Origin of the sequence: Methylothermaceae bacteria B42, assembly GCA_001566965.1 — a bacterium.
GTDB lineage: Bacteria > Pseudomonadota > Gammaproteobacteria > Methylococcales > Methylothermaceae > Methylohalobius.
In genome coordinates this window covers 24,553-42,313 of the sequence record LSNW01000007.1, presented here as the reverse complement: position 1 = coordinate 42,313, position 17,761 = coordinate 24,553, and the positions used below count along the sequence as shown (strand labels likewise).

Here is a 17,761-nt window from a genome sequence, read left to right as displayed (position 1 = left end):
ACCATGAAGGCTGAAATTCGGGTCGGTGTCTGCGGGTTTCCTGAAGCAAGGTCCAAGTTATTTCAAGACTTCCAGATTCTTGAAGTTCAGCAAACTTTTTACCATCCTCCGTTGGTATTGACTGCCGAGCGGTGGCGTGCTCAAGCGCCTAATGACTTTGTTTTTACGCTCAAAGCTTGGCAATTGATCACCCATGAAGCCAGTAGTCCCACCTACAGGCGCTTGAAAATGCAGCTTTTAGGCAAAGAAAAAACGCAGGCCGGTTCATTTCGGTGGAACAAGCTTACCCAAAAAGCGTGGCAACAAACCATTCAAATTGCCCAAGCGCTTCGAGCCTCTGCTGTCGTTCTGCAAACTCCCCGCAGTTTTGAACCTTGTACTGAAAATTTTTCCCGAATGCGGTATTTTCTCAGCCAAATAGACCGCCAAGCGTTGCTTTTAGTATTTGAACCAAGAGGGCCTGCCTGGACGGATGAGATTGTTTTGCCTTTAATCGAAGAATTAGGCTTGATTCATGCAGTCGATCCTTTTCTCCGGACGCCTTTGCCGCAACGGCTGAATTATTTTCGCCTGCACGGCAAACCTGCTTATCACTACCACTACAGCTATTCAGAGGAAGATTTTGAATTTTTAGCGGAAAAGGTTGCTTTTGATAAGCCTAACTGGGTATTGTTCAACAACAGCCGTATGGCTGAAGATGCCCGTCGGTTTCTGAAGTTTTTGCATGGGAAGATTGCTGCCTAGGATTTGTACAATCTCTGGCAGGGTATGGAAAGCAAGCAATTCCGGACTTTTGCACAGAGCTTTCCACAGATTTTGTGAATAAACATCACTTCCCATGAAGGAACGACTTGGTTATCATAATTACGCATTTGTTTTATGCTTATAACAAAATAATCTAAAAAATTGGAATTTTAAGAGGATTAAGAATTATGGCTGATACGATTTCTCACAAAATAGTCATTGTCGGGGGCGGGACTGCAGGTCTGGCAGTTGCCGCGCATTTGAAAAAAATTGAACCAGATTTGGATATCGCAGTACTCGAGCCCAAGGATGTCCATTACTACCAACCGGGATGGACATTGGTCGGCGGCGGGGAAATGAAACCCAAATCTACCTGGCGGCCCATGTCAAAGGTGGTTCCGGAAGGGGTGCAATGGATTCAGGACGGGGCGGATACCTTTGATCCTGATAACAATTGTTTAAAAACAACCAGTGGAAACACCGTCAATTATGAATACCTGGTAGTGGCTGCCGGGATTCAAATTGATTGGGAACAAGTGCCTGGCTTGAAGGAAGCCTTGCAAAAAAATATCGGCGTGGTTTCCATTTATGAATATGATTTGGCGCCCCAGGTCTGGGAGGCAATCAAGAATTTTTCTGGTGGCACGGCCATCTTTACCCAGCCCAAACCGCCATTCAAATGCCCCGGCGCGGCCCAAAAGATTACCTATCTGGCGGACGATGCCTGGCGCAAGCGGAATGTCAGGGGTAAAACCAAACTCATGTTTTATTCCGCAGCGCCTGGGATTTTCCCCGTAAAGCGGTATTCCAAAACCTTAAACGAAGTATTGAAGCGCAAAGCTATCGATACCCATTTCCAGCATCACTTAGTGGCCGTTGATCCCGATAAAAAAGAAGCTACCTTTGAAGCAGTCAGTGGTGGGGAAAAAGAAACCCTTTCGTTTGACTTTCTACATGTGACCCCTCCCATGCGGGCACCTGATTTCCTCAAGCAAAGCCCACTTGCGGGTGAAGGCGGTTGGATGGCGGTGGACAAATACACCATGCGCCACGTTAAGTACAAAAACATCTACGGATTGGGCGATTGTACGTGTACGCCCAATTCCAAAACCGCTGCCGCTGCTAGAAGCCAGACTTATGTTGTGGTCAGTAATTTATTGACCGACCTGGCCGGAGGGGAGGGAATTGCCGCTTACGATGGTTACGCTTCGTGCCCGCTGGTGACAGGCTACGGCAAATTGGTGTTGGCTGAATTTGACTATAACCTGCAACCCAAGGAAACGTTCCCCATCGATCAAAGCAAGGAGCGCCGCAGCATGTACTACTTTAAGAAATATTTCCTGCCTTGGTATTACTGGAACGTGCTGCTAAAAGGCGGCGATACGCCCATGTGGCCTTTAAGCTAAGATTCAACCTTAACGTGCAAAAATAACAACGCCGGACCTGAAGTCCGGCGTTTCTATATACTTGCCTATAAATTTTGCACAGCTAAGGCGGTGAAGCATTTCTTCCGTCGGTTTTGGCGGTCTGGTTGGCCGCCATCAAGCCCATATGGAAGAGTTTACAACGTCTCACGGAAAAAAATACCCCCGTACTAAAGCAATCTCAAGCTGCCAAATCTTTATAGGCATGTTCTATTATAATGGTACGGTAAGAATAGCATTTACTGCGTTATTCTCCGGATTTTCGGTGTGGAATTTGAACTGTATTTGGTGGGGGAATGTATGCTGAGGAAAGTCGCTCGACTAGTTGGTTTAGGTGTCTTGTTGCTAAGCACCAAATTGTATGCGTTTGAAGTAATCATTCAAGGAAAGAGACTGATTCCTAAGGGCGAGGAGGAGACTTGTATTAACATTTTAGGAGCTTATCCCGGAGTTAAAGCTCTCCCCAGTGAAGCGGGCAAAACCCCGCAAATATGCTTTAGTGACAGCAAGCGGGATATTTTGAGTATTCACAATGTGACCTTTGTTGCCATCGGGGAGCCGAGAGAAGTGGTCATTGACTTTCAGCATTCATTCCCGCCTGGGCCTAACGGTTACGTCATGGCGCGCACAAAATTGAAAGGTTTTTTCGCCACTGCGACAGGATTGGGCGTGCCCACTGGCGATAAAATTCAATTTTCTGGCTATTTTTCTCAGGGTGGCCAGGAAGATTTGATTGCAGAGACATTTAAACATACGGTCGGGGAAGACGTAGAATCCGCCCTGATTGACAAAAAGGGGAAAAAGCGCTATTTGATTGCAGGTCCCAGAACCCTGAAAGCCAAATTACAGTTTTCTTTTACCGAAGTAGGTCATAAACTGACCCTGCCCACAGGCACTACGGTGAGTATTGATATGGGTGCCCGTTTCGAGGACAAGCTGGAAGAAATGGGGGACGAGGCCGAAGGTTTGCTGGATGAGGCCGGTTCACCCGAAGCAGGCGAGGAAAATGGCGGCGGGGAAGAGGCGCCGCTGGATGAAGAATTTACCTTCTGATTGCTGTGTCAATGCTGGCAGCGGGGGCAGTAATAGGTCGCCCGCTGCCCCAAGGTGATACGTTTGATAGGCTTCCCGCAACGGGGGCAGGGCAGTCCTTCCCGCCCATAAACATTCAAAGTTAACTGGAAATAACCCGGTTGTCCTTGTTCATTAACGAAATCCCTTAAAGTACTTCCTCCCCGGCCAATGGCGCGCAATAGCACTTCCTTGATGCATTGACTGAGCCGTTGGTAGCGTTGTTTGGCAATCTTCCCGGCTGCGCGGGTAGGGCGAATGCCGGCGCAGAACAATGCTTCATTGGCGTAGATATTTCCGACCCCAACGACTATGTGTTGATCCATGATGAAGGATTTAACGTTTTGTTTGCGATGCCTTGATTGTCGGTAAAGGTAATCGCCGTCAAACTGGTCATCTAAGGGTTCTGGACCTAGGTGACGAAGCAAAGGGTGGGATTCAGGTAGGGATGGAGTCCATAACACCGCCCCAAACCGCCTGGGGTCCCGGAAAATAAGGCAGGTACCGTTATCCAGGGTAAAAATCACATGATCGTGGGGACTGCTTTGATGGAGGGAAGAAGACAGGCGTAGGCTCCCGGACATCCCTAAATGCAGGATTAAAGTGCCATCGTCGGTTTCAATCAAAAGGTATTTTCCCCGCCGTTTCACCGCCTGGATTTCATGGCCGCAAACTTTTTTTTCCATGTCTCCCGGCACTGGCCAGCGCAATCGGGGTTGATAGACGGTGACTCTTATAAATCGACGCCCGATAAGATGGGGCTCGAGACCCCGCCGGGTGGTCTCGACTTCAGGCAGCTCGGGCATGTTATTTTTTGCCGTTTGCTTTTGGCAGTTCAGGCGCCAGCAGCTTTTTGCCGCTGCTGCCGTAAAAGTGATAACGCAGCTTTTGTCGTGGGTCGAGAAGAATCAGCTCAGGCTCCTGTTGCTGGATGATCCACTTGAGGGTTTGATCTTTTAACTGGACAGTAATCGTTTCGGAAGCACTTTTGGGTTTGCCTTTTAAAGGGCTGACTTGAATGGCCCGGGCTTGGCGCCATGTGTCCACAAACTGAGCCAAAGTTTCTTGGGACGCTTCTGGTTCTGAGCGCCACGTGCCTTTTTCGGAAAGGCGGATTTTCCAGCCCGGCAAGGTTAAAGCCCGGATTTCGTCGCTGGGGAGTAGTTTACGCGTTACCCAGTCGCTGGCGCGGGCGGTTAAAAGCGGAAAAACCGAGTCGTCGATTAAATGTAAAGTATCGCCAACCCTAACATAGCGGCGGCCATCAATCGGTTGGGTATTACCAAAATCTATGCGGGTTTCCCCTAATATGACGGTGACCTTAGGGGGCGACAGGCCAAAGTTGGATAAAGTTGCCTCCGAAGCCGGGTATTGAGCTTGACTGGTTTGTTTGGGCAGAGAGAGGAGTTGTTCTATTTGGTAGGAATCCACCCGGGCTTGATAAGGGCGGGTCATTTGCCAATGATCCCCCTGTTTGCGTAACTCAATCCGGCCTTTCTGTTTTTGAATGACAATAGCGTCTATCGCTTCTGGATTCAGATCCAGCAATGTGGTTTGAGGTGCTTCCGGTTTCTTTTCCAGCCAGTAAACCCACACACCCAAACCTGCTATGGCGATGAGTAAAAATAGATTGAGCAACCAACGACTACCCAGCATCTCAACGCTTCCTTCTCAGCCACCAAATCACCACGCCGGTGCCAATCAGAAGCAAAGGCAGGCCCAGGAGGAAGAAGAAGCCAATGAAGGCTACTGCTGCACTAGAGAGATTTAATTGCTTGTCCGGCGCGGTTTTAGCGGGAATATTAATGAATTGGTCATTATGGGTCAGCCATTGAATGACATTGACGCCCAAATCAAGATTGCCGCCATTGCCCAAATAGGCATTGGCCAAAAAATCCCCGTCTCCGATAACAACAACTCGTTGGGTTTTGACGGTTGCATTTTTGGAGTCTGATTGTGATTCAATGTCCCGGGTAAGCGCCATGCCCAGGGTCAGTGGCCCTTCTTGTTCGTTGCTATCTGGGTCAAACTTGATTTCCCCTGAAAACGGGCCTGTCTCGGTCCAGGACCGGGCTAAGGTATTTAAAAAAGGCTCCCCTGTAAATGGACTTTCCGGTGCTCTTTCTATAGCCACGGCTTGGGGGTAAAGCGTGATTTTTTCAAATCCTTGGGTGATGGCATGGGGTGGATATTCCGCCACCAGCGCGAAAGTGGGGTCTTGAATGCCTAACAATTGGCCCGTGGTATCGACAATAGTGCCAGGAAGAAAACGAATGCCAAGCGTTTTGGCGATTTTCTCAAGTCCCATGGGTTTTCCGGGTTCTGCCAGCCAGAGCAAAGCGCCACCTTTGTCAAGAAAGGTCTGGATTTTTTTTATCTCCCCTGGCAGGTAGGGTACCTGGGGGCTGGCGATGACCAGTACCGCCGTATTATCCGGGAGGTCTGGTTGTTTTGCCAAATTCCATCGATGAATTTTAAATCCCTTGGCCTGTAATGTGCGGCCAAACTGCCCCAAGTCAAAATTGGCATCGCCCAAAGGGGAGTGTTCCCCGTGACCTTCGAGGAAAAGAATGTTGGCTTCTTGGGATTGCGCCAGCCGCATCAACGCGTTGGTCAAGGATTGCTCGTCGAGGGTTTGCAATAATTCGCTGCGTTTGCCGTATTCGATTCTTAATTCACCGTCCATGGTGATGCCCAATTCCCGTATCTGATCTGGATGCAAGTCGGGATTGACAAATTCCAGACTGATTTGGGGTTGGCGGCGCTGATAGCGTTTTACCAGCTCTTTGATGGGGCCCCGGATTTCATTATTCTCCCGGGCGAAGGCGGTGATCTTGACCGGCTTATCCAGTTGTTCCAGTACCTTCAGGCTTGCTTCGGAAAGTGTATTGCGGTTATTGGCAGTCCAGTCCCATTGGAATTCGAAACGCTGTGATACCCACGCCAACAGACCTACGAGCACCAGGAAAAGCAGGGTAAAAATGAAATTTTGCCAACGCAGTTGCTGGTGAATATTTCTGGTGATCTTCATTTTTGCAATCGGTCGTCATCCAGGCGGCGGATACTAAGGACAATAAACGTTAGCATTACCAGAAGAAAATACATCACATCGGTACTGCTGATCATACCCTTGAGTAGATTTTCAAAGTGCCGGAGCATGGACAGGTATTCCAGAACTTCCCCGCTGCCCGTGCCAATGGTACTGCTCCAGTCGATGATCCACAGCAATAGCAAAATTCCAAAGGTGGCAACGGCAGCCACCATCGGTTGCGTGGCCAGGGTGGACATATATAATCCGATGGCGCTAAAAGCGCCCAATAACAGCAGTAAAGCCGTCGCGCAGGCGGCGAGTTTGCCCAGATCCAGGGAGGTGCCCATCAGCAGGGAAAGCGGCATGAGCGTAATCATGAATGTTACCAAAGCCATGAAGAAAAAAGCCGCGAGGAATTTCCCGAGAATAATTTCAGTCATGGAAACGGGGGCGGAAAACAACAAACTAAGCGTCTGGTTGCGCCGTTCTTCACTGATCAAACGCATGGTCAACAAAGGCGAAACCAACAGGAGTATGACGGCGGCATTGCCATAGAGGGGGACCGCCACCAAGTCGGTCACGCCGGGGCTATCAGGCAGGGCGGCAATGCGCGGCTGAATCATTTGAAAATATTCCACCTGGGTCAAAAACATAAACCCCAGCAGCAACTGCACCACACCCAGGATGGACCAGGCCAAAGGGGAAAGGAACAAGCTGCGCAGTTCTCTTGCGGCAATGGTAAAAGCATTCATGCTTCTGCCTCGTCGGATTCTTTTTCCTGCCGGGTAATTTCGACAAAAATTTGTTCAATGGATTGGCGGACGGGTGTCAATTCCAATAAACCCCAACGCTTGGCCACGATAATGGCGGCAATTTTTTCCGCTGGATTGACTTCCTTGTCGTGAAATATTTGGTAGCGGTGGCGGATCTCAGAAATTGGCTTGATGGACTGGACACCATCTAAATGGGTCAGGCATTCGAGATCGACGGGCCAGCGGGTTTCCAGAATCAAACTCGAAGAATGCACATGCTGTTCCAGGGTTGCCGTGGATTCGTTGAGGGCAACTTTACCCTGGTGAATAATCATGACACGGCTGCACAAAGCCTGGACTTCCGGCAGGATGTGGGAGGAGAGGAGAACCGCATGTTCCTGACCCAGTTCCCGGATGAGTTCCCGGATTTCCCGGATTTGGTTGGGATCCAATCCCACGGTCGGCTCATCCAAAACGACTACTTCCGGGGAATGCAGGATGGCTTGGGCAATGCCCACCCGCTGTTGGTATCCCTTGGAGAGATTGCCAATCAATTGAGTGCTGGCATCAGTCAGTCCACAGCGCTCTTTGGCGCTTTCCCTGGCTTGTGTCAGGGAGGGGCCTTTCAGTCCGTGTAATCGCCCACAATAATCCAGATATTCGTTGACGGTCAATTCTCGGTACAACGGCGGAATTTCCGGCAAGTACCCCAAATAGCGTTTGGCTTGTTTGGGCTTTTCCAACAGATCAATGCCATTAATGCGGATTTGCCCGGCACTGGGCGCCAGGGTGCCGCATAACATCTGCATCGTTGTCGTTTTGCCCGCGCCGTTAGGGCCGAGAAAACCCACTATCTCCCCTTTATCCAGGGACAGATTCAAATTTTCTACGGCGCAATGATTACCATAGAAACAGTAAAGTTGTTCGGCTTCAATGAGCATTGAATTTATATGCTATCCAACAACGCTTGGGTGGCTTGTTGCAGCCGGCGGCGGTTGAACAGGAATTTCCAGCGGGCGCCGCCGCATTGTTTCCAGAGTACAATGGAGCGGATTGCCGCCAATAGCAGGGCGCGTATTTTAATGGCGTTATCGGGATCTGACAAGTACATTCGCTCTCCGGAAATGATTACTTTTGGCCCGATGGTGCTCAGGGTTTGCTGATAAGTGTTGGCCAGAATCTCCAGCACTTCATCATCCAGTACTGAAGTTTGCTCCGCTTTTTCCGCGGCTTTCGCAACCCCTTCACGAACTTGCTGTAGCATTTTAGGTTGCTGGGCGAATTTCCCCTGCAGAAAAACCAGCATGGCGCAATAACGGGCGTGCTCCGGATCGATGTGCTGGCGGGCGCCCAATTGTTGAAGCAATTTGAGCAAGCCATCGCGTACCCCTGCCGGGCCGCCGTAGATTTCATCCACCGTGTCGGCATCGATTTTCAAGATACTGGCAATGCTGTTTGCCATCGCTTCGCGGTCAACATGCCCCCGTTTGGCGATTTGTTGTACCAAGTGAACGGCTTGGGCCAGCCCCGCCAGGGCCAGCGCTTGGTTACGGTAAGTTTTAATCATGAACAATAAGATACCGAAATTCCGTAGTATACGGCAAGCGGAGCGTGAGTCAGGTAAATTTCGACGTTATCACTATTCCCGTGAAGCTTTCTGGAATAAGAAATTGGCAAATTCCAATTCTATGGGGTCGTCGATATTGGGCGTAAATGACTCGATGATCACACCGGCACAGTCAGCTTCGATGAGGGTTCGTTCATTGACAATGGTGTTGCGCCACGCAGCATAGCAAGCACCAGTACGGTAGTAATAATTTTTTGCCTGTTGGCGATTGGAGACGACTTGCTCGGGTAAATAAGGGGCCACGCAGCAATTGTCTTCCAGGATAAGGATTTTCTCGGGAACATAATGGCCGGGAACCGGTGCGATAGTAGTCGCGGCTTTGTAAGAACCAGAAACTAATGTTTTCAATGTGCGGGTAATATCTTCCGGTTGCCGTAATGGGGTCGTGGGTTGAAGATAAAGACCAAGCTCGAAGGTTTTACTTTGCCACTTTTCCGCTTCCAGCCAGGCATGGCGCCAGACATCAATGCCTAAAGCGGTATCCGTGGCAAGTTCACGGGGTCTGAGAAAAGGTACTTGAAGGCCATATTGGCGGCCTTCCTCGGCCAGTTCCGGATCGTCTGTGGATAAAATCGCCAAGTCAATCCAGGGGAGTTGCTGAGTGACGTGGGCGGCCCAGCCAATCAGGCTGCGGTTTCCTACTTTGCACAAATTTTTACGGGGAATGCCTTTACTGCCGCCCCGGGCCGGCACCACTGCTAAAACCGTTTTATCTTGCCACATGATTCTGAAATCGGAAAACATTAGGGTGGAGTTCTTCTATCTGAACCCGGTCAAAACGGTTCAATAATTTGCCATAAGCGTTGGCTCGCTCCTTGACTTCTTCCAAACGGGTGGGGGCGAAAATATGGGGATTGGCGCTGCGGACCGGTTTGCCCAAGCACGCTTTTAGTTTTCTTCTGATTTGTTTGATTTGTTTTTTTTGCCAGCCGTTCAACCGGTCAAGCCAGGAATAATGTTCCGCGGGCAGGGTGCGCATGACCTTGGCGATTCGGTCGCTCGCCAGCTCGCCTTCCAAGGCAGCGGCATGCTGCTTTAAATAATCTGGGATGGGCTTCGGATTCGAAGTTGTTTGCGATGAGAGGATTTCTCCAAATAGTTCTATAAGGGCTGCCTCTGAAGTTGCCTGGCGGCTGAGGCGGATAGGTAATTCCGGGTCGAGTGCCTCGTCTTTCAACGGCCGGTAACACACTACCGGCTTGCCCAATACCGTCGCTTCAACCGCGGTGGTGCAACTGTGATGAAGCACTGCCTGACTGCCTAAGATCCAGGGAATCACTTCGCCCTCGTGGATGACGTGACAATTGACAAGATGGGCGGTGGCTTGTTCCCAAGGCGCTGGATTTTCCGCCGGGTGGGGGCGGAGAATGAATTGAACGCCGGGAAACTGTTCCGCCAGTTGGGGCAGGGCATCCAAAAAGGCCCGAAAGAGTCCGATCCGGTAACGGGCCAGTTCCGGATTATAAAAAGGGGGGACGGGGATTTTTCCCGAGGCGATATCATCCGGGTCCGGTAAGCGGGTGTAAAACTGGTTGCGTGTGTTGACCCAATGAAAGTTGCTGTTAAACAAGACATAAGGGCCATACCGTTGTTTTAATTTTTCTGCTTGTTCGCGGTAGATTTCCCGCAGCGGGGTTCTAAGCAGGTCAAACCGAGGGTTGCCAGTGATATGGACTTTTCCGGTTTGTTCTTTTGGCAGACAGGATTGCCAGATTCCCGCGTTTTCTTTACCCCAGGCAAATAAAGCGCTCACATGACGTAAAGTCTCCACGCCCACCCGGCGGGTAAGATAAATGTCTTTGGAGTAAATCACCAAGCCTTCTTCATCCAAGGCGGTAACCGTGTGTCCCAAGCGCTGATAGTAACGGTAATGTTTGTTGATATCACCGGTCACGCTTTTTCCCAGATACAAGCTGCGGGGAAAATGGTGGATATTTACTTTAATGGTTCTTCTATCGCCCATGATGACGTGACTTCCTTGTTCAGCCAAGATGCACGCTAGAAGAATCATGGCATCCAATTCGCGGTTTTTGATTTCCACCGGCAGCAGAATGTTTTGATGCATAGCTTATTTACTGTAGGAAAGGGGCGCCTGGGCCAAAATCTCGGCAATTTTCCGGCCCGCATGACCGTCTCCATAAATGAAGTCCGAAGGGGGGCGGGGTTGGTTTTTCAGGGATTGGATGGTTTGCATGATTTGCCGCCGGTCATAGCCGATATCAATCACATTTCGGCCCCGGTCCCTGCCTTGCTGGCGGCTGCCGATATTGATGGCCGGCACGCCCAGGTAAGCACATTCCCGGATGCCCACGCTGGAATTGCCCACAATCGCCAGGCTATGGTAGAGCAAACGGAGAAAGTCTTCCGGCGGCATATTCTTGAAGAAATGAATGTTGGCCGGGTTGTAGCGTTCGCGGAAGGCGCGGATGCCATGGGACACCACGTCTGAACCGGCGTCGATATTGGGCCAGAACCACAGGGTCGGCAGGCCGCAGTCATGAACTGCGTGCAGGGTTTCTTCGATTTGCTGCAGGGCGGATTCGGTTTCCGTCGTGACCGGGTGTTGCAGGACCACCAGATAAGGCCGATGCCAATCAATCCTGGGTCCCACCCCTTTGTAAGTGGCGAAAATATCCACTTTGATTTCCGGATCTTCCATGACTTGCCGGGCGATATCGATGGAAGGACAGCCGGTGACGTGGACTTTGTCGGGTGCTTCGCCCATGGCGATCACCCGCTCCCGGGCCGGGGTGGAGGCGACCAGGTGCAGGTCCGAGAGTTTGGTGATGGCGTGGCGGACTTTGTTATCAATATTCCCGGTAATTTCACCCCCTTGAATGTGAATCAAGGGAATATTCATATAGGAGGCCGCCACGGCGGTGGACAGGGTTTCGAACCGGTCGGCGATGGTGACCACGGCATCGGGCTGCAACGCTTGAAAAACCGAAGCCAGCTCGATGATGCCCAGGCCGGTGGATTTGGCCGAAGTGATTAAATTGCCGCCTTCCAGCATGGTATGGAGCTTGTAATCGATCTTGAAACCATCGGCTTCTATCACCCGGTCCGGATAGCCGAACCGTTCCAGAATGGCGGAAGCGGCGGTGACAATTTGCAGTTCCAGATCGGGGTGCCCGGCAATCGCCGCCATGGCAGTGCGGAAACGGGCATAACTGGGACGGGCGGTGATGACGACGCAGATTTTACGTTTGCTCATGGGGTATCCAAGTCATGCCAACTCAAGGGTTGGTCTTTGCTGACATCCCGGCGCAGGCGTTTGCCTATCAGCTGGTGGATTTCAAAAGGGGGAATGCCCGTGCCGGGTTTTTTGATGGTCAGATGGGATTCGGTCAAAGTAGTTCCCGCAGCAAGGTCTTCGCTGGCAACAATGCTTTTCATGAAAATCCGACGCAACTCCCGTACCGGTTCCGGTAAACAGGTTTTATCCAGGGGATGGGCCAGCATGGCTTCGGTAAAGCGGATGCCTTCCACCAATTGGGTCAGCTCTTCGACAGTGAGCGATGCGGGGACATCCGGGCCAAACATGAAACGACTCAGCGTCACATGAACTTCAATGACTTTGGCGCCGAGGGCGACGGCGGCCAGGCCAGGGTAAATCTTTCCCGAATGATCGGATAATCCGGCCACCCCATAGCGCTCTTTAAACAACGGGATATTATTCAGGCCGATGTTTTCCGCCTTGGAAGGGTATTGGGAAGTGCATTGCATGACCGCCAGGGGGGTGGGAAAGGGCTTGATCCAGCCTGCCGCCTGATCGATTTCATCCAGGGTGCTCATGCCCGTAGAGAGCAAAATAGGCAACCCGGTATGCGCCATTTTTTCCAGCAACGGACGGTTGGTGATTTCCCCGGAAGCCACTTTCCAGCCGGCAACGCCTATCTTTTGCAGCAGCTCAAAAGCCTGATCGGAAAAAGGCGTGCTCAAAAACAACAGTCCCAGATCCTGACAATGTTCTTTCAGGCCTTGCCATTGTTTGGGGGTGAACTCCATGCGCCGCCAATAGTCATAGCGAGTCTCATCTTGTAGACTGAAGCGGGTCCGCCACGGTTCTCCCGGCGTGCTTTCCGCGGCGGCGATATGGGTCTGGAATTTGACCGCATCGGCGCCGGTGGTGGCTATGGCGTCGATGAAGGCGTGGGCCATGCCCAGGCTGCCATCGTGGGCTTGCGCCACTTCGGCAATGATGGTGCAAGCGGCATTGGGATGGGGATTGTGGAGCCAAGTCAATTTTTTTTCGACGTTCATCAAGTTTTAAAGATCAATGGATAAAAAACTGCCTAAGGTATGGTTAGTCGTGGGCAATAAGCTTGGGGACAATGCCCAGGTGGAAAGGATTGCCAAGGCATTGCAATGGCCCTTTGAATGGAAAACCATACATTTTAAGTCCCGCTACGATAAAGGCAAGCCGCGTTTTAAGCCTTCCCTCTATCATGTGGACCTGTCAAAAACCGATGATCTTTCCCCGCCCTGGCCGGATTTAGTCATCACCGTGGGCAGGCGTCCCGCCATGGTGGCGGCCTGGATTAAAGCGCAGTCAGGGGGGCATGCCAAGATTGTTTTACTGGGACGCCCCAAGCGTTATTGGGCGCCTTATGATCTGGTACTGGCGCCTGCTCAGTATGCGTTGCCACAGCATCCCAAGGCATTTTCTTTTGGGTTGCCCTTGATGTACCCGCCACAAGAGAAAATTGCCGAAGCTGTGGAATACTGGGAAAAACGCTTTTCCGGTTTTCCCCGTCCGTTGGTGGCTGTCTTAATTGGCGGGGTGACGCAGCCTTACCGGCTGGATAGAGAAGTTCTCCACGATATTCTCGAAAAATCCCGTGCCCTGGCGGGAACTGGTACTTTATATGTTTGCACTAGCCGCCGCACGCCGGCGGAGGTATCAAAAGCACTGGCCGAAATCGATGATCCGGATTTACGCGTCTTTCGTTGGGGCACAGACGAAGACAATCCCTATTTTGCTCTGTTGGGCTTGGCCGATGCGTTTGTGGTTACTGGCGACAGTATCTCCATGATGGTGGAAGTCGCCCGTCTCCAAAAGCCTTTGGCCATTTATCCGTTGCCCGTTCGTTTTCCGTTATTGCATCGTTTGGTAGTGCATCTATCAAAATTGTTGCTTTACCGTTCTCCCGATGCATCCGTGATTGGGCGGGTAGGCATGGCATTGCTTTCCACGGGGTTGATTGGTTATTTGCGGGATTTGGAGCGTATTCACCGCTGGCTCTACGAACATGGGGCGGCGGTTCCTTTGGGGCAAGGAGAGATTTTCAGCGTGCCTCAAGGCGAACTTACCGACGATTTGCCCAAGGTCGTTAGTCGTATCAAGGGCTTGTTCGAGGGATAATTCAACCGTTTGAGTTTGATTTCATCGCTCACGGCCAGTCCCAGCGGCAGCCAGAAAAACATCCATCCTTCCTTGGTGCCGGTCAACAATTCCCATTCATTGGGCGTGACGCAGATAATTCCGTAAATAATTAAGGCCAAGTGAAGGTAGCGGCCGGATTCCCGGCCTGCTTGCAAGGTAACATAGAGCGCCAGTCCCAGCATCGTCAGCGCCAGCGATAAGCCGACAACGCCGCCGTCGCGAAAATTGGCAATGAAAAAACTATGGGCGTCACCATAACGGTAGGGTTGGCCATTACTCAGCACCAGTGTGCCAGAGGTGTCTGCTAAAAATCCGCTGCCAAACCAGGGATGCTGCAAGGCTTTTTCAAGCGCATCCATCCAAATCAGACGGCGATAGGGCATAGCCCGCAAGAGATTATCGGAAAAATCCGGCAGCCACCAAAGGATTGTGGCCACGAGAAGTATCAGGCCTAACATAAGAAACAGGGGAATCCGGTGGCGTTTGAGCACCAGCATGGCAATTACACTGGCAAACAAAGCGATTAAGACGGTGCGTGTCCAACTAACACTGAGATAAGCGAGAATGACAATAAAAACGCTGAAAAATAACAAACGAAGCCAAATCACACGGTAATGATATAACGCTTGCCAGGCGATCAGGGCAAACACACCAAATGCAGCGCTGCTGCGGATAGGATGGGTCAGATAGCCAAACCCTTCCATGCGCGAAGTTGGGAAGGGGTGGTCACTATACCAAAGGGTGATGACCAGCAGGGCAATGGCGCCCACCCAAGGGCAAAGGCCGCTCAGCAAGCGATCAAAGCGATCAGGAAAAGCGGTTTTCAAACCGGCGGTCAACAGGACGAAATGGGCCATGGTCAAAGCGCCGCCGACCCGGTAGATAAATTCTCTCAAGTCAAAAACCGGGGACCAGAACGCGCTCAAGAGAAGATAACCCAGATAGACAAGAATCCATTTAAATAAAAAGCTTTGTTTTACGCTGTCCCAATAGTTTGGGAGGTAACGGGCAGAAAGTGGAATCACTAGCGCGGCGTAGCTTCCCCAAATGATTTTCCCTGAAGGAATAAAGATGATAAAAAAAAGGAAAAGAAATCCGGAATAGGCAAAAAAAGGAAGTGCCATTGATTTGTCGGTAGATCGTATTTAAACCGATTTTAATTTTCTGAGAATTTTTTGTTTTCGCCGCCGTAGTTGACCAGTAAAGGCATAGCCAAACCGGAATAACTCTAGTTTGCGGCAGCGTTGCATATAAGCGTCAAAATGGTGTCGGGCAGGGGTAAATAAATTAGTGGAAATAACCGGAGTCTGTTCAGCCTTTCTAGCTACGGCGTAGACGATTTGGTTTTGGCTTGTGGCAAAATCAGAATCGAGTCGGCATTGGATGATTTGGAAACCGGCAGCCTGTAAATACAAAGCCAGGGTTTCTTTAGTGAGATGAAATTGGTGCGCTGTTCCGCTGGAAAAAGGCGTTGGACGAGCAGGCTTGTAATTTGGACGAAGCACATCTTTTTCAATTAATAAAATCCATCCTCCAGGTTTTAGTACCCGCCATGCGTTTTGTAAAAAAAGGTGGGGGGATAGGAGGTGAGATAGTAAGTGGATAGTGAGCACAGTGATGGCATCGAACTGGGCTTGCTTAAAATCATTCAGCAAATGAATTTCGGTGGTGGAAACCAGCCGTGTCTGGTTAAGGTTCCGGACTTGCCGGGCATAATTGAGGTTGGCCGGGAACGGATCAACCGTAACGACATCAGCTCCCTGCTGAGTTAAGGCTTGTGACAATGCGCCAGAGCGGGAACGAAGATCCAGAATGTGTCGTCCCTCGGGTGAAAATTGTTCTAACACTTTTGGCAGGGCCCAGAATTTTACATGTTTTTCTTCTGAGCGGATTTTTTTTTGCCGGGGAAAACCTCCTTGACTCAAGGCTTTGCTGCCGGCATCTCCAGTAAACTGTGAATGATAAAACGCTTCAAGCTCGGATGCGTCTAATCTTGGGGTGGCGAAAAAAAGACCGCATCGGCGGCATAACCCGATTTGACAATGATCTTTGCCAGGCTGAGCGACAATTGCGAAATTAGAAGCCCGGCAAAGATCACAAGTATCGGTTGACATGCTTATTTTTATCTTCCCTTATTTGGCGATTGTCGGCATTGCCATTTGGGCTAATGGCGTTGATAAGTGCCAATCAGAACCGCTTTATCCAAAATATGATTCGACATCGCTTTTTCCAGTTGCGCCTTGGTGGGAGTGCCAAGGTCCGGCAACACGGTATCCAAAGCGTAAAGTTTGAAAGAATACCGATGCCTGCCAATCGGGGGACAAGGGCCGCCGTAGCCTGTGCGTTTCCAGTCGTTTAATCCTTCCAAGGTGCCAGTGGGCAATTCACTTCGGGAAATATTTTCAGGCAGGCCCGCGGTATTTGGTGGAATGTTGTACAGAACCCAATGCACCCAGGTCATTTTGGGCGCCTTGGGGTCGGGCGCATCAGGGTCATCGACAATCAATACCAGACTTTTAGCCCCATCGGGAATGCCGGACCAGGCCAAAGGAGGGGAAATATCTTCACCGTCACAAGTATAGCGGGGCGGGATTTCTCCGTTATGAGAGAAAGCAGGGGATTGTATTGTCATGGTCATGGCGGACCTCCCTTTGTCGGGTTGGGCGGATAGAATGGGTAACCAGAATACCAGAGCCAATAAAGCAGTTAGGAATTGTGTGAATTGTTTGGATTCCATGGTGGCCTTCCTCCTTGCTGGCAAGCTTGAATTATTATAACCCTTTTTGTTTTAGGGGATCATTTTCTATGCAGTGGCAGGCACTAGAAAGACAGATAAAAAATAATATAGGCACCGGGTTTTCCGTTGAAAAGGCAGAAAAACAAGGCGGCGGGTGTATTAATAGCTGCTGGCTGATTGAGGGAAATGGCCAACGCTTTTTCATCAAGCTCAACCGGCCAGGGATGCTGGCTATGTTTGAAGCAGAAAAACAAGGTCTACAAGCATTGGCAAATGCCGATACGGTCAAGGTTCCCCAACCCCTTGGTTGCGGGGAGACCGGGGATTACGCCTATTTGCTATTGGAATATATCCCCTTTGTCCCCATTACTAATAAGGCACTGAGGGTGCTGGGTGAACAATTAGCTGCCTTGCACGCTATTGAGCAGCCTTATTTTGGTTGGACAAGGAATAATTGGATTGGGTCTACACCCCAATTCAATCCGGCAAGCGACGACTGGCCGGCCTTTTGGAGAGAGCACCGGTTGGGATTTCAACTTGAATTGGCGGAAAAAAACGGCTTTGGTGGACGATTACAGAAGCTCGGTGAAAACCTGTTGGGAGAAATGGATGCATTGTTTGCTACACATCACCCCTTTCCATCCTTACTGCACGGGGATTTGTGGTCTGGCAATGCGGCGATGACAGTGGCAGGTGATCCTGTTATTTATGATCCAGCCTGCTATTGGGGGGACAGAGAAACAGACCTGGCGATGACCGAGCTTTTTGGCGGGTTTGGCCGGGATTTTTTTGACGCCTATGAAGCTAACACGCCTTTGGATGAAGGCTATGCGATTCGCAAGATTCTCTACAATCTTTACCATGTGCTCAATCATCTCAATCTATTTGGAAGGAGTTATTTACATCAGGCTGAAACCATGATGGAGGAACTGTTGTCACAGTTACGCTAAGACTTCAACGATAGGTGTTACTGTTTTGACTTGTCTGGG

The 17,761-nt window shown here is 50.5% G+C and carries 18 protein-coding genes; 5 read left to right on the top strand and 13 right to left on the bottom strand.

Translation table 11 applies throughout. From position 1 onward, the window contains the following. The first annotated feature begins 3 nt into the window (after positions 1-3). From AXA67_04500 to AXA67_04490, 3 genes are all read left to right on the top strand, one after another. Positions 4-744 (top strand): hypothetical protein, encoded by a 741-nt coding sequence (locus tag AXA67_04500; GenBank protein KXJ41598.1) that lies wholly within the window; start codon positions 4-6, stop codon positions 742-744. 188 nt (positions 745-932) lie between these two features. Continuing rightward, positions 933-2,150 (top strand): pyridine nucleotide-disulfide oxidoreductase, encoded by a 1,218-nt coding sequence (locus AXA67_04495; protein KXJ41597.1) that lies wholly within the window; start codon positions 933-935, stop codon positions 2,148-2,150. Between the two features lie 357 nt (positions 2,151-2,507). Then, positions 2,508-3,221 carry a hypothetical protein gene (locus tag AXA67_04490; protein KXJ41596.1) on the top strand — a complete coding sequence of 238 codons (714 nt, stop codon included), beginning with the start codon at positions 2,508-2,510 and terminating at the stop codon, positions 3,219-3,221. An 8-nt stretch (positions 3,222-3,229) separates the two neighbouring features. Here the strand turns inward: AXA67_04490 and AXA67_04485 are convergent, their stop codons facing one another. The 10 genes from AXA67_04485 to AXA67_04440 form a co-directional block, all read right to left on the bottom strand. Continuing rightward, the gene (locus tag AXA67_04485) at positions 3,230-4,045 is read right to left on the bottom strand and encodes a 5-hydroxymethyluracil DNA glycosylase (protein KXJ41595.1); all 816 of its coding nucleotides are present in this window, start codon (positions 4,043-4,045) and stop codon (positions 3,230-3,232) included. A 1-nt stretch (position 4,046) separates the two neighbouring features. Further along, entirely contained in the window at positions 4,047-4,895 is an 849-nt protein-coding gene (locus AXA67_04480; GenBank protein KXJ41594.1) for a hypothetical protein, read from the bottom strand. A 1-nt stretch (position 4,896) separates the two neighbouring features. Further along, a complete protein-coding gene (locus tag AXA67_04475) occupies positions 4,897-6,270 on the bottom strand; it encodes an ABC transporter (protein KXJ41593.1) in 1,374 nt (457 codons plus the stop codon). After that, on the bottom strand, positions 6,267-7,022 hold the full coding sequence (locus AXA67_04470; GenBank protein KXJ41592.1) for an ABC transporter permease: 756 nt from the start codon (positions 7,020-7,022) through the stop codon (positions 6,267-6,269). The genes AXA67_04475 and AXA67_04470 overlap by 4 nt, the downstream gene beginning before the upstream one ends. Continuing rightward, complete coding sequence (locus AXA67_04465) at positions 7,019-7,963, bottom strand: ABC transporter ATP-binding protein (GenBank protein KXJ41591.1); 945 nt, start codon at positions 7,961-7,963, stop codon at positions 7,019-7,021. The genes AXA67_04470 and AXA67_04465 overlap by 4 nt, the downstream gene beginning before the upstream one ends. A gap of 5 nt (positions 7,964-7,968) precedes the next feature. After that, positions 7,969-8,589, bottom strand: coding sequence for a hypothetical protein (locus AXA67_04460; GenBank protein KXJ41590.1), 621 nt, complete (start codon positions 8,587-8,589; stop codon positions 7,969-7,971). A 72-nt stretch (positions 8,590-8,661) separates the two neighbouring features. Beyond that, positions 8,662-9,372, bottom strand: a complete 711-nt coding sequence (locus tag AXA67_04455) for a hypothetical protein (protein ID KXJ41589.1) — start codon at positions 9,370-9,372, stop codon at positions 8,662-8,664. Next, positions 9,359-10,714 carry a hypothetical protein gene (locus tag AXA67_04450; protein ID KXJ41588.1) on the bottom strand — a complete coding sequence of 452 codons (1,356 nt, stop codon included), beginning with the start codon at positions 10,712-10,714 and terminating at the stop codon, positions 9,359-9,361. The genes AXA67_04455 and AXA67_04450 overlap by 14 nt, the downstream gene beginning before the upstream one ends. Positions 10,715-10,717: 3 nt before the next feature. After that, entirely contained in the window at positions 10,718-11,863 is a 1,146-nt protein-coding gene (locus AXA67_04445; GenBank protein ID KXJ41587.1) for a UDP-N-acetyl glucosamine 2-epimerase, read from the bottom strand. Continuing rightward, positions 11,860-12,912, bottom strand: coding sequence for an N-acetylneuraminate synthase (locus AXA67_04440; GenBank protein KXJ41586.1), 1,053 nt, complete (start codon positions 12,910-12,912; stop codon positions 11,860-11,862). The genes AXA67_04445 and AXA67_04440 overlap by 4 nt, the downstream gene beginning before the upstream one ends. Before the next feature lie 16 nt (positions 12,913-12,928). Here AXA67_04440 and AXA67_04435 point away from each other — a divergent pair, with 16 nt between their 5' ends. Next, entirely contained in the window at positions 12,929-14,014 is a 1,086-nt protein-coding gene (locus AXA67_04435; GenBank protein ID KXJ41585.1) for a hypothetical protein, read from the top strand. Here the strand turns inward: AXA67_04435 and AXA67_04430 are convergent. From AXA67_04430 to AXA67_04420, 3 genes are read right to left on the bottom strand one after another with little or no spacing between them, the layout of a single operon-like run. Beyond that, complete coding sequence (locus tag AXA67_04430; protein ID KXJ41584.1) at positions 13,948-15,159, bottom strand: hypothetical protein; 1,212 nt, start codon at positions 15,157-15,159, stop codon at positions 13,948-13,950. The two genes, AXA67_04435 and AXA67_04430, sit on opposite strands and share 67 nt — an antisense overlap. A 21-nt stretch (positions 15,160-15,180) precedes the next feature. Beyond that, the gene (locus tag AXA67_04425) at positions 15,181-16,149 is read right to left on the bottom strand and encodes a hypothetical protein (GenBank protein ID KXJ41583.1); all 969 of its coding nucleotides are present in this window, start codon (positions 16,147-16,149) and stop codon (positions 15,181-15,183) included. Between the two features lie 50 nt (positions 16,150-16,199). Then, the gene (locus AXA67_04420; GenBank protein ID KXJ41706.1) at positions 16,200-16,673 is read right to left on the bottom strand and encodes a phosphatidylethanolamine-binding protein; all 474 of its coding nucleotides are present in this window, start codon (positions 16,671-16,673) and stop codon (positions 16,200-16,202) included. A 167-nt stretch (positions 16,674-16,840) separates the two neighbouring features. Here AXA67_04420 and AXA67_04415 point away from each other — a divergent pair, with 167 nt between their 5' ends. Beyond that, on the top strand, positions 16,841-17,722 hold the full coding sequence (locus AXA67_04415) for a hypothetical protein (GenBank protein ID KXJ41582.1): 882 nt from the start codon (positions 16,841-16,843) through the stop codon (positions 17,720-17,722). The last annotated feature ends 39 nt before the right edge of the window (positions 17,723-17,761 follow it).